This is a genomic window from Thalassovita mediterranea, from assembly GCA_019448215.1.
In the GTDB taxonomy this organism is placed as follows: domain Bacteria; phylum Pseudomonadota; class Alphaproteobacteria; order Caulobacterales; family Hyphomonadaceae; genus Henriciella.
In genome coordinates this window covers 2,791,371-2,806,286 of sequence record CP080408.1, presented here as the reverse complement: position 1 = coordinate 2,806,286, position 14,916 = coordinate 2,791,371, and the positions used below count along the sequence as shown (strand labels likewise).

The 14,916-nt window shown below is 60.0% G+C and carries 15 protein-coding genes; all 15 read left to right on the top strand.

Annotated features, from left to right (window positions below):
* The first annotated feature begins 5 nt into the window (after positions 1–5).
* The 15 genes from nuoH to KUV46_13615 all read left to right on the top strand — a co-directional run bounded on the left by nuoH (position 6) and on the right by KUV46_13615 (position 14,893).
* A complete protein-coding gene (nuoH, locus tag KUV46_13685) occupies positions 6–1,082 on the top strand; it encodes an NADH-quinone oxidoreductase subunit NuoH (GenBank protein ID QYJ00377.1) in 1,077 nt (358 codons plus the stop codon).
* Positions 1,079–1,564, top strand: a complete 486-nt coding sequence (nuoI, locus tag KUV46_13680) for an NADH-quinone oxidoreductase subunit NuoI (GenBank protein QYJ00376.1) — start codon at positions 1,079–1,081, stop codon at positions 1,562–1,564. The genes nuoH and nuoI overlap by 4 nt, the downstream gene beginning before the upstream one ends.
* A gap of 61 nt (positions 1,565–1,625) precedes the next feature.
* Positions 1,626–2,216, top strand: coding sequence for an NADH-quinone oxidoreductase subunit J (locus KUV46_13675; GenBank protein ID QYJ00375.1), 591 nt, complete (start codon positions 1,626–1,628; stop codon positions 2,214–2,216).
* A gap of 3 nt (positions 2,217–2,219) precedes the next feature.
* Positions 2,220–2,528, top strand: coding sequence for an NADH-quinone oxidoreductase subunit NuoK (nuoK, locus tag KUV46_13670; GenBank protein ID QYJ00374.1), 309 nt, complete (start codon positions 2,220–2,222; stop codon positions 2,526–2,528).
* 7 nt (positions 2,529–2,535) lie between these two features.
* A complete protein-coding gene (gene nuoL, locus KUV46_13665; protein QYJ00373.1) occupies positions 2,536–4,698 on the top strand; it encodes an NADH-quinone oxidoreductase subunit L in 2,163 nt (720 codons plus the stop codon).
* A complete protein-coding gene (locus tag KUV46_13660) occupies positions 4,698–6,191 on the top strand; it encodes an NADH-quinone oxidoreductase subunit M (protein QYJ00372.1) in 1,494 nt (497 codons plus the stop codon). The genes nuoL and KUV46_13660 overlap by 1 nt, the downstream gene beginning before the upstream one ends.
* Before the next feature lie 9 nt (positions 6,192–6,200).
* Positions 6,201–7,625 carry an NADH-quinone oxidoreductase subunit NuoN gene (gene nuoN / locus KUV46_13655; protein ID QYJ00371.1) on the top strand — a complete coding sequence of 475 codons (1,425 nt, stop codon included), beginning with the start codon at positions 6,201–6,203 and terminating at the stop codon, positions 7,623–7,625.
* Entirely contained in the window at positions 7,622–8,383 is a 762-nt protein-coding gene (locus tag KUV46_13650; protein ID QYJ00370.1) for a biotin--[acetyl-CoA-carboxylase] ligase, read from the top strand. Before nuoN ends, KUV46_13650 begins: the two co-directional genes overlap by 4 nt.
* On the top strand, positions 8,367–9,152 hold the full coding sequence (locus KUV46_13645) for a type III pantothenate kinase (protein ID QYJ00369.1): 786 nt from the start codon (positions 8,367–8,369) through the stop codon (positions 9,150–9,152). The genes KUV46_13650 and KUV46_13645 overlap by 17 nt, the downstream gene beginning before the upstream one ends.
* Positions 9,142–10,821 (top strand): ribonuclease J, encoded by a 1,680-nt coding sequence (locus KUV46_13640; protein QYJ00368.1) that lies wholly within the window; start codon positions 9,142–9,144, stop codon positions 10,819–10,821. Before KUV46_13645 ends, KUV46_13640 begins: the two co-directional genes overlap by 11 nt.
* An 8-nt stretch (positions 10,822–10,829) precedes the next feature.
* Positions 10,830–11,261 carry a methylmalonyl-CoA epimerase gene (gene mce, locus KUV46_13635; protein ID QYJ00367.1) on the top strand — a complete coding sequence of 144 codons (432 nt, stop codon included), beginning with the start codon at positions 10,830–10,832 and terminating at the stop codon, positions 11,259–11,261.
* Positions 11,261–11,503 (top strand): DUF1467 family protein, encoded by a 243-nt coding sequence (locus tag KUV46_13630; GenBank protein QYJ00366.1) that lies wholly within the window; start codon positions 11,261–11,263, stop codon positions 11,501–11,503. Before mce ends, KUV46_13630 begins: the two co-directional genes overlap by 1 nt.
* A 113-nt stretch (positions 11,504–11,616) precedes the next feature.
* Positions 11,617–12,936: a proline--tRNA ligase gene (locus KUV46_13625; GenBank protein QYJ00365.1), complete on the top strand. Its 1,320-nt coding sequence runs from the start codon at positions 11,617–11,619 to the stop codon at positions 12,934–12,936.
* A complete protein-coding gene (locus tag KUV46_13620; protein ID QYJ00364.1) occupies positions 12,936–14,204 on the top strand; it encodes a lipoprotein-releasing ABC transporter permease subunit in 1,269 nt (422 codons plus the stop codon). Before KUV46_13625 ends, KUV46_13620 begins: the two co-directional genes overlap by 1 nt.
* Positions 14,204–14,893 (top strand): ABC transporter ATP-binding protein, encoded by a 690-nt coding sequence (locus KUV46_13615; protein QYJ00363.1) that lies wholly within the window; start codon positions 14,204–14,206, stop codon positions 14,891–14,893. The genes KUV46_13620 and KUV46_13615 overlap by 1 nt, the downstream gene beginning before the upstream one ends.
* The last annotated feature ends 23 nt before the right edge of the window (positions 14,894–14,916 follow it).

Here is a 14,916-nt window from a genome sequence, read left to right as displayed (position 1 = left end):
GCGCCATGAGTGCATTCATCCAGGAACATGGACTGCTTTTCGGCTGGCTGACCGTCATTGGTCAAATCCTGCTGTTTACGGTTGTCCTGCTGCTTTCGCTGGCCTTCCTCCTGCTCATGGACCGCAAGGTCTGGGCAGCTGTGATGATGCGCAAGGGACCCAACGTTGTCGGGCCTTTCGGCCTGCTTCAGAGTTTTGCGGACTTCGGCAAATTCCTGCTGAAGGAAATCATCATTCCGGCAGGCGCGAACAAGACGGTCTTCCTTCTGGCGCCCATCCTGTCTCTGACACTGGCATTCGCTGCCTGGGCCGTGATCCCGGTCGCGCCGGGCTGGGTCGTTGCTGACCTCAATGTTGGTATTCTTTACCTGTTCGCGGTCTCCTCGCTCGGTGTCTATGGCATCATCATGGGCGGCTGGGCATCGAACTCGAAATATCCGTTCCTGGGCTCACTTCGCTCAGCGGCGCAGATGGTATCCTATGAAGTCTCCATCGGCTTCATCATCATCACGGTGATCCTGCTCGTCGGGTCTATGAACCTCAGCGACATCGCCAACAACCAGTCGGGCGGCTTCTGGACCTGGCACGTGTTCAGCTTCAACAACATCATACTTTTCCCGGTGATGGTGGTCGTCTTCGTGATGTTCTTCATCTCGGCGCTGGCTGAAACCAACCGCCCGCCATTCGACCTTCCGGAAGCAGAATCCGAACTCGTGGCTGGCTATCAGGTGGAGTATTCCTCCACGCCGTACCTGCTCTTCATGATCGGTGAGTATCTCAACATCGTGCTGATGTGTTCGATGATGACGCTTCTCTTCCTCGGCGGCTGGCACGGTCCAATTCCGTTCGGCGAAGAGTTCGTTTCGAACTTCCCGGTCTGGATGGTCAATCTTGGCCACCTCGCCTGGTTCATGGCGAAGACCGTTTTCTGCTTCTTCCTGTTTGCACTCGTGAAGGCTGTCGTGCCGCGCTATCGCTATGACCAGCTGATGCGCCTTGGCTGGAAGATCTTCCTTCCGACCTCGCTGGCTGCCGTCTTCATCGTTGCAGGCTATGTCGTTTACACAGGAGTCCAGGCATGAACATCGTTCAGTCCCTCCGCGGCGCCATGATGACGGACTTCCTGCATGCCTTCAAAATCGGCATCCAGGAAATGTTCAAGCGCAAGGCGACCGTGAACTATCCGTTCGAGAAGAACCCGCTCAGCCCGCGTTTCCGCGGCGAGCATGCGCTGCGCCGTTATCCGAATGGCGAAGAGCGCTGCATCGCGTGCAAACTCTGCGAAGCGATCTGTCCGGCCCAAGCGATCACCATTGAGGCAGAGCCGCGCGAAGATGGTTCGCGCCGCACGACCCGCTATGACATCGACATGGTGAAGTGCATCTATTGCGGCTTCTGTCAGGAAGCCTGCCCGGTAGACGCCATCGTCGAAGGGCCAAACTTCGAATTCGCGACCGAAACCCGCGAAGAACTGTATTACGACAAAGACCGTCTGCTTGCGAATGGCGACCGCTGGGAGCGCCTCATCGCACGCAATCTTGAACTCGACGCGCCGTACCGTTAGGGCGGGGCGCCTTCACTTTCCTGCAGCGGTCTGACCGCTGTCAACATTGGGGCTCACACCGGTGGAACTCATCGCCTTTTACATATTGGCAGCGATCGTGACGGTCTCGGCAGTCGCCGTGATTGCCGCCAAGAACCCGGTTCATTCCGTGCTCTGGCTGATCACGGCCTTCTTCACATCTGCGGGTCTGCTCGTCCTGATCGGGGCGGAATTCCTCGCCATGTTGCTGGTCGTCGTCTATGTCGGCGCGGTCGCGGTGCTCTTCCTGTTCGTGGTCATGATGCTGGACGTGGATTTCGTCGAGCTGAAGCAGGGCACGCTGGGCTACTGGCCGTTTGCCGCCCTGGTGGGCGTCGCATTCGCGGCCGAGATTGCGCTGGTGACCTTTGCGCGCGCCACGACAGGTGATGAGATCAATGCCAATCCGGGCGCTGCAACGAATGCCGAGGCCATCGGGCAGGTGATGTACACCGAGTACCTGCTGCTGTTCCAACTCTCCGGTATCATCCTGCTGGTCGCCATGATCGGCGCGATTGTGCTGACGCTGCGCCACAAGCCGCACGTGAAACGCCAAAACATCGCCAAGCAGACCGCACGCACCCGCAAGGATGCGATCCGCCGCATCGACGTTGAGTCAGGCAAGGGGCTTTAGGTCATGGATATTACCGTCAATCACTTCCTGGCTGTCTCGGCTATCCTGTTCACGGTGGGTGTCGTCGGCATCTTCGTGAACCGCAAGAACATCATTGTCATCCTGATGGCGATCGAGCTCATCCTTCTGTCCGTCAACATCAACCTGGTCGCCTTCTCGGTGTTCTCGGGCACGATTGTCGGCCAGATCTTCGCCATGCTGGTTCTGACAGTGGCTGCTGCCGAAGCAGCTGTCGGGCTCGCCATTCTCGTTGTTTTCTTCCGCAATCGCGGCGACATCGCCGTCGAGAGCATCGACCTGATGAAGGGCTAGGCCGGATATGCTTCCTGATTTTGCACTTCTCTTCATCGTCCTGGCGCCGGGCCTCGCTGCCCTGATCGCCGGGGTGTTCCAGAAATATGTGACCGATACCGGGGCCATGGTGATCACGACTGGTACGGTCGGGCTCGCCGGCATCCTGTCGGTCATCCAGCTTTTCATGTTCGCCTTTGGCGGCGGTGTCGCAGAGGCGGTCCATACCGCAGCGCCTGCAGCCGGGGATCATGGGGCGGCCGTCGTTGCGCCGGTCCAGCACATCATCACGCTGCTGACCTGGATGGATGTTGGCCAGTTCCAGGCTGACTGGGCGATCCGCGTCGATGCGATGTCTATCGTCATGATGGCGGTCATCACGGGCGTTTCCGGCCTCGTCCACCTCTATTCTTGGGGCTATATGAGCGAAGACCCGCACCGGGCGCGCTTCTTTGCTTATCTGTCGCTCTTTACCTTCATGATGCTCATGCTGGTGACGGCGGACAATTTCATCCAGCTCTTCTTCGGCTGGGAAGGTGTTGGTCTCGCCTCCTACCTGCTCATCGGCTTCTGGTATACGAAAGCAGCCCCGAACAGCGCAGCCATCAAGGCCTTCGTGACGAACCGCGTCGGCGACTTTGGTCTGGCCCTCGGTATCATGGGTGTGTTCGTGGTGTTCGGTTCGGTTGAGTTCGAGCCCGTGCTGAGCGCGATCCGTGAGAATGCGACCGTGACGCCGCTGGCGCTGGCGGAAGCTGCGCCGATCCGCGAGCTGATCGTGCCATTCCTCGGCCTCAACGTTCCAGCGCTTGAGCTGATCGGTGTTCTTCTTTTCATCGGTGCGATGGGCAAGTCGGCGCAGTTCTTCCTGCATGTCTGGCTGCCGGATGCGATGGAAGGCCCGACGCCTGTGTCCGCGCTCATTCACGCCGCGACGATGGTGACCGCGGGCGTCTATCTCGTCTGTCTCGTGTCGCCGATCTATGAGTACGCACCGTTCGCTGCCGGCATGGTGACGCTGATCGGCGCAGTGACCGCGCTCTATGCGGCGACGGTTGGCATGGCGCAGAACGACATCAAGCGCGTCATCGCCTATTCGACCTGTTCGCAGCTCGGCTATATGTTCTTTGCCGCTGGTATCGGTGCCTATCAGGCCGCGATGTTCCACCTGTTCACACACGCCTTCTTCAAGGCGCTTCTCTTCCTCGGGGCAGGCTCTGTCATTCACGGCATGCACCATGAGCAGGACATGCGCCGCATGGGCGGTGTCGCGAAGTTCATGCCGCTGACCTATGCCGCGATGATGATCGGTACGATTGCCATCATCGGTCTTGGTATCCCGCATACTTCGTTCGGCTTTGCTGGCTTCTTCTCCAAGGATGCAATCATCGAAACGACGTTTGCGGCCGGATCGAATGGTGTGAGCTTTGGTATGCTGGCCTTCATCTTCGGTATCGTGGCCGCGCTGCTGACCAGCTTCTATTCCTGGCGCCTCATCTACATGACGTTCCACGGCCCGCGTGAGGATTCGATCCCGCCGGAAACGCCGGAAGTCGACAGCCACGCCGATGAGCACCTGTCGGTCGATGATCATGGTCACCACCATGACCATCACGAGGACCCGCATGAGAGCCCGCTCGTCATGCTGATCCCGCTCGGCCTCCTGTCGCTCGGTGCGATCTTTGCCGGCTTTGTCTTCTACGACTCCTTTGTGGGTCACTACCAGGCCGAGTTCTGGGCTGGCGCGATCTACAACGCGGCGGACAACACCGTGCTGGCTGACAAGTACAATGTGCCGGAATGGGTGTTCTGGGCGCCGCTCTTCGTGACGGTGACCGGCTTCCTGATCGCGACCTTCACCTATTTCTTCAACCGGGGTTTCGGCGCGAAGATCGCGGCATCGGGCGGTCCACTGCACAGCCTGTTCGCCAACAAGTGGTACTTTGACGAGATCTACAATGCGACCTTCGTCAAAGGCACGAGCTGGCTGGGCGGCTTCCTTTGGAAAACCGGCGACAAGCGCATCATTGACGGCTTCGGCCCGGATGGCGTGACTTCGCTCGTCCGGTGGGGCTCGCGCCGTCTGTCGGCCATGCACACCGGTTATCTTTATCATTATGCATTCGTGATCATCCTTGCGGCCCTCGTCTTTGGCGCGGTGATCTTCTGGCGTGTCGGAGGCGCGGGCTGATGGGCAATTTCCCAATTCTGACAGCGGTCACCTTCCTGCCGCTGGCTGGTGCCTTGCTGATCATGCTTGTGCAGGCAGCCACTGGCAGCAATGGCCAGGATGAAGAGACTCGTGGGCGCCAGTCGCTCATGGCGGGCCTGATCTTCTCCGCGGCCACCTTCGTGGCGTCGCTGGTCATGCTGGCGAGCTTCGAGGTCGATGCGCCAGGCTATCAGCTTGTCGAGCAGGTGAGCTGGTTTGCCGGTATCCAGTACAAGCTGGGCATCGATGGCATGTCGCTTCTGCTGATCCTGCTGACGACGCTGCTGACGCCGATCAGCCTCATTGCGTCCTATGGCACGGTAAAGCACCGCCTGACCGAGTACACGATCGCGTTCCTCGTCCTCGAGACGTTCATGATCGGTGTGTTCTGCGCGATGGACCTCGTCCTGTTCTATGTCTTTTTCGAGGCAGGCCTCATCCCGATGTTCATCATCATCGGCGTGTGGGGCGGGGCGGACCGTATCTACGCCTCGTTCAAATTCTTTCTCTACACGCTGCTCGGCTCGCTCTTCATGCTGGCGGCCATTGTCTTCATGTACCTTCAGGCCGGCACGTCCGACATCATGGTGCTGGAGACCTATGCCTTCGCACCTGAAGTGCAGACCTGGCTGTGGCTCGCCTTCTTTGCGTCCTTTGCGGTGAAGCTGCCCATGTGGCCGGTCCATACCTGGCTTCCGGATGCGCACGTTCAGGCACCGACGGCCGGTTCTGTGATCCTGGCAGGCGTGCTGCTGAAGATGGGCGGCTATGGCTTCCTGCGCTTCTCGCTGCCGATGTTCCCGGATGCGAGTGAGTTCTTCCAGCCGATGATGTTCGCGCTGTCGGTGATCGCCATCGTCTATGCGTCGCTGGTCGCTTTCCGCCAGACGGACATGAAGAAGCTGATCGCCTATTCGTCCGTCGCCCATATGGGTTTCGTGACGCTCGGCATCTTCTCCTTCACCGAGGTCGGCGTGCAGGGCGCGATCTTCCAGATGATCTCGCACGGGCTTATCTCCGGCGCGCTCTTCCTGGTCGTTGGCATGGTCTATGACCGGGTTCACACCCGTGAGATCGCAGCCTATGGCGGCCTCGTGAACAAGATGCCGATCTATGCGGCCATCTTTATGCTGTTCACCATGGCCAATGTCGGCCTGCCTGGCACCAGTGGCTTTGTCGGGGAAATCCTGACCATGACAGGCGCCTTCCAGGCTTCCACCTGGGCAGCAGCTGGCGCCGCGCTTGGTGTAATTTTCTCGGCTGTCTACATGCTGACGCTCTACCGTCGCACGGTCTTCGGCCCGGTGACCAATCCGGCGCTCGAAAACATCACCGATGTGGGCAAGAAGGACCTTGTCACCATTGTCCCGCTGATCATCGGCACCATCCTGCTTGGCGTCACGCCAAATCTCGTATTCGACATCACGCGCGAAAGCAGCCTGCGCGCGCTTCAGATGATCACCGGAGGATAGAGGCACATTATGCTCGACTTTCAGGCGATGATCTCTGCCATTGGCCCGGAGCTGCTGCTTGCGCTCGCAGGCCTCGCCGGTGTGCTTGCTGGCGCGTATATGGGCGACCGCTTCAACGGCCTGTCCTTCAAGCTGGGCGCGGCAACGCTCCTGCTGGCCGCACTCGTTGTCATCATGAACTGGGAAGGCGGCGAAGCCTTTGGCGGCCTCGTCACGACCGGCCCGTTCGTGAACTTTGCAAAATGTATCAGCTTCGTGGCCGGTGCCGTGACGCTGCTCATGGCTGAGGGCTTCCTCAAGCGCCACGAGACGATCCGTTACGAATACCCGCTTCTGGTGATCTTTGCCTCACTCGGCATGGGGATCATCCTGTCGGCGTCGAACCTGATGACGCTCTATATGGGTATCGAGACGCTCAGCCTCTCATCCTATGTGCTCGCCTCATTCCATCGCGACTCGATCCGCTCTTCGGAAGCTGGCTTGAAGTATTTCGTGCTGGGTGCGCTTGCCTCGGGCATCCTGCTTTATGGCATTTCGTTGGTCTATGGTTTCACCGGTTCGGTCGACTATGGCGATATCGCGAGCTCTGAGCGCACGATTGGCCTCGTCTTCGGTATGGTGCTGATGATTTCCGGCATGGCGTTCAAGGTGTCTGCGGCACCGATGCACGTCTGGACGCCGGACGTCTATGAAGGCGCGCCGAGCCCGGTTGTCGCCTTCTTCGCGACAGCGCCGAAAATGGCGAGCATGGTCGTCTTCGCAAACCTGCTCTTCACCGCGTTTTCTGGCGTGTTCGAAGACTGGCAGATGATCATCGGTATCATTGCGACGCTTTCAATGCTGATTGGCGCCTTCGGTGCGCTGATCCAGACGAACCTGAAGCGGCTTCTTGGTTATTCCTCGATCGCCAATATGGGCTATGCGCTGGTCGCTGTGGCAGCGGGCGCCGAGTATGGCGCGGCAGCGCTTCTGGTGTTCATGACGACCTACGTCATCGCATCCATTGGCCTCTTCGGTGGTGTCCTCTCCATGCGCCGTGAGGGTGGTATGGTCGAGAGCATTGATGAGCTGGCTGGCCTGGTTCGTCGCCGCACCGGACTTGCCATCGCGCTGACGATCCTCGTGATTTCGGTTGCAGGTTTCCCGCTCGCCGTTGGCTTCATCGGTAAGCTGGTCGTGTTCCAGGCTGGCTGGAATGCCGGTCTCCTGCCGCTCCTGATCGTGCTGGTGCTAAGCTCGGTGATCGCCTTTGGCTACTATCTACGTATCATCCTTGTGATGTGGGTGAAGGAGCCAGCAGAGCGCTTCCAGCCGGTTGGCACGACTGTAGCCCTTTCGGTCTATGCCGCGGCGGCTGCCTGTCTTGTTCTCTTCGTCTTCGTGTCGCCATTCATTGACTGGGCGACGCAAGCGTCGGCCGGGTTCATTCAGTGAGACCAGACGCACCAGTTCTCTGGTTCGACGAGATCGACAGCACCAATGAAGAAGCCCGCAGGCGGGCGCAGGCCGATGATTTCGGACCTGTCTGGATTGCCGGGCGCAAGCAGACCGCTGGTCGTGGTCGCCTTGGCCGCCAATGGGATTCGCCGACCGGCAATCTGTTTGTCACCGCCCTGTTCGAAGAAGTGGGCGGGCTGGTAAAGGCGACCCGCTATCCCTTCGCTGCCGGGCTCGCCATTCTCGATGCCGCTTCTGCCTTTATTGAAGGCGGACAGCTTCAGCTGAAATGGCCAAATGATGTCCGCGCGAGTGGCCAGAAGCTTTGCGGTATTCTGGTTGAGGCTGGCACCACGACGGCGAAGTCATGCTGGGTCGCGTGTGGCATGGGGGTGAATGTCCGGTTTGCGCCAGAGGGCGCAGGGCAGGCGGCAACGAGCCTGCTGGACCTTGGTGCATCAGAGATCGTCAATGCAGAGATGTTCCTCGACGCGCTCCGTCCTGCTTTCGTGAAACGGTGCGCGCAGGCCTCATCTGACTTTGAGAGCCTGCTCGCCGACTGGCAGAAACATGCCGAAGGACTGGGCAAGCAAGTGACTGTCGGCAAAGGCGCTGACGCGCAAAGCGGCATCTTCAAAGGTGTCGGGCCTGATGGGGCGCTGCTGCTTGCAAGTGCGGACGGGACGACGCACACGATCCGTGCAGGCGATGTAGAGCTGGTAAAGGAGATTGGCAGTCATGCTGCTCGCGATTGATGTCGGCAATACGAATACGGTCTTCGCGCTCCATGATGGCGAGGACTGGGTCGCTATGTGGCGCAGCGCCACTGACGCGCGCCGGACGGCTGACGACTATATCGTCTGGCTCGAGCCCCTGATGAATATGCGCAAGGTGTCGAGCTACGACATTGATGCGTGTGTGATTTCCTGCGTGGTGCCACAGGCGCTGTTCAACTTCCGCAACCTCGCCCGCCGCTATTTCGCGACAGAGCCGCTGGTCGTCGGTGAGGCGTCGGTGGAGCTTGGTGTTCCTATCCGCATCCCGCGCCCTGAACAGGTGGGTGCTGACCGTCTGGTCGCCGCAATCGGTGCGCACATCGCCTATCCGGGCGCGCTGATCGTGATCGATAGCGGCACGGCAACGACGCTGGACATTGTCGGCCCGGATGGCGGGTTCGAGGGCGGCATTATCAGCCCCGGCATCAACCTCTCCATGCGCGCGCTGCACGATGCGGCGGCCCAGCTGCCGCGAATTGCCATCCAGCGGCCAGAGAAGATCATCGGCGACTCCACCGTGGCCGCGATGCAGACGGGCGTCTTCTGGGGGTATATCGACCTCATCGACGGCCTTGTCAGGCGCGTGAAGGAAGAATACGGCCAGCCGATGACAGTAATTGCGACTGGCGGCGTTGCCTCGCTCTTTGAAGGTGCGAGCGCGACCATCGACCATTACGACCAGACCCTGATGGAGTCTGGGCTTCTGGAGATTTACCGCCGGAACCGGAAAGGATCCGATGCCAAATAAGGACACGCCCGAACTCGTCTTTCTTCCGCTTGGGGGCTGCGGCGAAATCGGTATGAACCTGAACGCCTATGGCTATGGCCCGGCGCATGACAGGCGCTGGATCCTTGTGGACCTTGGCGTGACCTTTGGCGACGACACCACGCCGGGCATCGACCTCATCACGCCGGACCCTGAATTCATCGTCGAGCATGCTGACCAGATCGACGCGATCTTCCTGACGCATGCGCATGAAGACCATATCGGGGCTGTGGGCCTGCTCTGGCCGCGTCTTCGCGCGCCGCTGTATGCGACGCCGTTTACCGCCCATCTCGTCGCCGGAAAGCTGGCCGAGCGTGGGCTGAAACATGTCGATGTGAATGTGGTGCCGCTCGAGGGAGAGGTCGAAGCCGGCCCCTTCAAGGTCCGCTACATGACGTTGACGCACTCCATTCCGGAGCCGAATGCGCTCGCCATTGAGACGCCTGCCGGGACGATCCTTCATACAGGCGACTGGAAAATCGATCCTGATCCTCTGATCGGTGAAGGCGTCGATGTCGAAGGGCTGAAGAAGCTCGGCGATGAAGGTGTGCTGGCCATGATCTGCGACAGCACGAACGTCTTCGTCGATGGCGAAAGCGGCTCTGAAGCGACCGTGCGCAAGAATCTGATCGAACTGATTGGCGGTCTGAAGGGCAGGGTGGCTGTGGCGACATTTGCCTCGAACGTTGCGCGGGTGTCGACGGTGATCGAAGCGGCGCGTCAGGCGGGGCGGAGTGTCTGCCTGGCGGGTCGCAGCATGCACAAGATTGTCGATGCAGCCGTCCAGACGGGTGTGCTGAAGGACCTGCCTGACCTCGTCAACGAGGCAGATGTGGGCAGCTTTCCGGCAGATAATATCCTGATCCTCTGTACAGGCAGCCAGGGCGAGGAGCGTGCTGCGCTGGGCCGGATTGCGGCCAATACGCACCGGCATATCTCGCTGAATGCCGGGGACACGGTGATCTTTTCCTCGCGTGTCATTCCGGGCAACGAGAAGGGCATCTTCGAGATGCAGAATGCGCTGGCCGAGAAGGGCGTGCGCATCATCACCGACAAGATGTCGAAGGACGTCATCCACGTGTCTGGCCACCCAGCGCGCGATGAGCTGGAACGAATGTATCAATGGGTGCGCCCACGTATTTCGGTGCCGGTCCATGGCGAGCGGCGGCATATCGTGGAGCATGCAGGCTTTGCCCGCTCCATGCAGGTGCCCGAAGCTGTGACGCCCCGCAATGGCGACATGATCCGGCTGGCTCCCGGCAAGGCTGAAGTGATCGACACGGTGCCGCATGGCAGGCTGCACCTTGATGGCAACCGGCTGGTGCCTGCAGGCTCTGAAGGCCTGAAGGAGCGGATTGCGATCTCGAAGTTTGGCTATGTCTCGGCCAGCGTGTCCTTTGATGAGTCCGGCAGTATCGCTGACGGACCGTATCTCGCGGTGCGCGGCATGTCCGAAGAGGATGGCAGCCTCGCCGATGAGTCCGTCGATGCCATTGAAGCTGCCTGCGACGAGGCGCTCGATGGTCTTTCGCGCAAAAAGCGCCTAGATGACGACGCAGTTGAAACCACGCTGGTGCGGGCCATCCGCAAGGCGTGCGAACGAACGTTCGGCCGCAAGCCGCTGGTCGATGTCATGGTTATGAGAGTGTGAGGGATAAAATGGCTGAAGACTTCAAACTGGGCCCGTTAAACCATGTCGGTGTTGCTGTGCCGTCGCTTCCCGATGCAATCGAGACCTACAAGACGCTGTATGGCGCAACTGACATTACCGAGCCGTTCGACATGCCTGCGCAGGGCGTGAAAGTCTGCTTCGTGAACCTGCCGAACAGCCAGATCGAGCTGATCGAGCCGCTGAACGAAGAGAGCCCGATCCATAACTTCATCCAGAAGAACCCGAAGGGCGGCCAGCACCATGTCTGCTTCGAAGTGGCTGATATCCATCAGGCCGTCGAGGTGATGAAGACGCGCGGCGCGACCGTGCTTGGTGAGCCCCGCATTGGTGCGCATGGAACGCCGATTGTCTTCGTGCACCCGAAGAACTCGAACGGTGTCCTCGTCGAGCTGATGGAGACCCCGAAGGGCGACCACTAATGTCACTCGTCGGCGGTATCGTCATCTTCTGCATATCCTGGTGGATGTGCCTGTTTATCGTCCTGCCGATTGGCGTGCGCGGCCAGTTCGAGGATGGCGAGATCCCGGAAGGCACTGAAGAGGGCGCGCCTGCTGAGCCGATGTTGGCCAAGAAGGCTATCTGGGCAACGATTGGCGCGGTGGTGTGCACGGCAATCGCCGGCATCATCGTCGTGCCGTTGCTTCGCTATTACGGCGCCTGACCAACCGGGCGTGAAAAAGCGCTGCGTGCTTGCAGGCGCACACTAGCCAATTGCAGCGACTGACAATAACACAGGGGGCCGCGACCCGCCTTGTTAGGAGTGAGCCAGTCTCAATGCGCCTGTCCAGATATTTCCTGCCAGTTTCCAAGGATGTGCCAGCTGATGCGGCCATCGTTTCGCACCAGCTCATGCTGCGCACCGGCATGGTCCGCCAGAACGGCGCCGGTATCTATACTTGGCTGCCGCTCGGCTTTCGTGTCCTCAAGAAGATCGAACAGATCGTCCGCGAGGAAATGGACCGGGCAGGGGCGGTTGAGCTGCTCATGCCAACGATCCAGCAGGCCGAGCTCTGGCAGGAGAGCGGACGCTATGAGGCCTATGGCAAGGAGATGCTGCGCATCACCGACCGTCATGAGCGCGAAATGCTGTTCGGCCCGACGAATGAAGAACTGATCACCGATGTCTTCCGCGCCTATGTGAAAAGCTACAAGGCGCTACCGCTGAACCTCTATCACACGCAGTGGAAGTTCCGTGATGAGATCCGCCCGCGCTTTGGCGTGATGCGGGGCCGCGAATTCCTGATGAAGGACGCCTATTCCTTCGACCTCACCGAAGAAGGCGCGCGCAAGAGCTATCAGAAGATGTTCTGTGCCTACCTCAACGCGTTCGACCGGATGGGACTGACCGCCATTCCGATGCAGGCTGATACCGGCCCGATTGGCGGCGACCTCAGCCATGAATTCATTATCCTCGCAGATACGGGCGAGAGCGCCGTTTTCTGTGACCGCGCGCTGCTAGACGTGCCTGCGCCGGGGCTGGACCTCGATTTTGACGGTGAGCTGTCAGACGTCATGGAACGGCGCACGCAATACTATGCGGCGACCGAGGAGAAGCATGACGAGGCCGAATTCGCCAAGGTGCCGGAAGACCGTCAGGTGTCGGCCCGCGGGATCGAGGTTGGGCACATCTTCTTCTTCGGCACGAAATATTCCAAGGCGATGAATGCCACCGTGCAGACCGCTGAGGGTGAAAATGTTCCCGTCCAGATGGGCAGCTATGGCATCGGCGTTTCGCGTCTTGTTGGCGGCATCATCGAGGCCTGCCATGACGAGAATGGCATTGTGTGGCCGAAAGCCGTTTCGCCGTTCGACGTGGGTCTCATCTCGATGAAGCCGAAGGATGAGACAGTGTCGGGCGTGGCTGATGGCGCCTATGCGGCGCTGCAGGCAGCTGGTCTCGACGTGCTTTATGATGAGACCGATGAACGCCCGGGTTCCAAGTTCAACCGGATGGACCTCATTGGTCTGCCCTGGCAGATCGTGATTGGCCCACGCGGTGTCGAGGCTGGTATGGTCGAGGTGAAGAACCGCAAGACCGGCGAGAAGTCCGACATGACGCTGGAGCAGGCCATCGAGATGGTGAAGGCCGACTGATGGCGAAAGTTGCGCCTTTCGGCCAGGTGGAGCGGGCGCTCGCCTGGCGCTATCTGCGCGCACGCCGCCAGCATGGCGGTGTGTCCCTCATCTCGATCATTTCCTTCTTTGGCATCATGCTGGCCGTGACGGCGCTGATCGTCATCATGTCCGTCATGGCGGGCTTTCGCTCGACGCTGCTGAACGCGCTTCTAGGCGGGCAGGGGCATGTCTTCGTTTCCGTTGGCGGTCTGCCTGAAGCCGATGTCGATATCCTGACGAATGAGATTATCGAGCTGGAAGGCGTCGAGCATGCCTTCCCAATCATTGAGCAGCAGGTTTTGGCGACGTCCGAATATGGCCGGACGGGCGCCATTGTGCGCGGCGTGCGCACCGAGGACATCGGAAACCTGCCTTATCTCGAAGGCGGCCAGTCGACAGCGGATGCAGCCGGTTTCGGTGAGGGGCGTAATGGCGGCGACGTTGTCCTGATCGGCGCCTTCCTTGCGCAGGATCTCGGGCTCCGCATCGGTGACAAGATCACGCTGATCGCGCCTGAGGGTGTGGCCGGGCCGTTTGGCGTCACGCCGCGCTCCAAGGCCTATACGATCGGCGACACGTTCACGACCGGCAGTGTAGAACTCGACAAGCTTTATGTCCTGATGCCGATGGAGCAGTCCCAGCTCTTCTTCAACAAGCGCGGCGAATACCAGGCGATTGATGCACGGCTCTACAATCCGATGCGGACTGAACCTGTCATGGCGGAGATTCGGTCGCTCACGGGCGGGCTACGCGTCGAGGACTGGAAGCTGCGGCGCGCTTCCTATTTCAATGCGCTGAATGTCGAGCGCGGGATGATGCGGGTCATCATGCTGATCCTTATCACGATCACGGCGCTGAACATTATCACGGGCGTGGTCATGCTGGTGAAGAACAAGACGCGCGACATCGCCATCCTTCGAACCATTGGCACACCGCGCGGCGCGATCATGCGGGTCTTTATCATGATTGGCGCAATCCTGGGTCTGACCGGCGCCCTGATCGGTCTCGCGCTGGGCGTACTGATCGTACTGAACATCGGTGTAGTCGAAGGCTTCCTCAGCTCCATTCTCGGTCGGGATATCTTCGATGCTGAAGTCTATGGCCTTGATGGCCTGCCAGCAGAGCTCGACTGGGCGGAGGCTGTATTCACGACGCTGTGGGCGATGAGCATGTCGATCCTGGTGACGATCTGGCCGGCCTGGAGCGCGGCACGTCTCGATCCTGTTGATGCGTTGAGGTTCGAGTGATGAGCGCTGCACCTGTTCTTGAACTTCGCGGCATCGTTCGCGAATACCGCTCCGGCCCAACTGTGCTTCAGGTTCTGGATCATGCCGACCTGACGCTGAACCGCGGCGAGCTGGTCGGTCTTGTCGGTCCGTCGGGGTCGGGCAAGTCGACGCTGCTGCATACGGCCGGCCTTCTGGAGCGGGCAGAGGGCGGTGAAGTCCTGCTGGATGGCGAGGGGGTTCTGAACCTTTCCGATGCTGTGCGCACGCGCCTTCGCCGCGAAAAGCTCGGCTTCGTCTACCAGTTCCACCACCTGCTTCCGGAGTTTAACGCGCTCGATAATGTCGCGATGCCGCTCATGGTGAATGGGGTGAAGCGGAGCCTTGCGCGGGAGAAAGCCCGTGAGCTTCTGGCGGAGATGGGCCTCTCAGAGCGGGTTGAGCACCAGCCGGGCGCGCTTTCAGGCGGTGAGCAACAACGCGTCGCGATTGCCCGCGCCCTGGTGAATGACCCCAAGCTTGTCATCGCCGATGAGCCGACCGGCAATCTCGACCCGGCCACCACCGAGCGTGTCTTTGCCAGCCTGATCAAGATTGCGCGTATGGAGGGGGCTGCGGTCCTCGTCGCCACGCACAATATGGCGCTCAACCAGCATATGGACCGGGTGCTGACGCTGAAGGCAGGAAAACTCACAGCCTTTGCAGGCTGAGCCCTTCGACTCATCGGCAATAC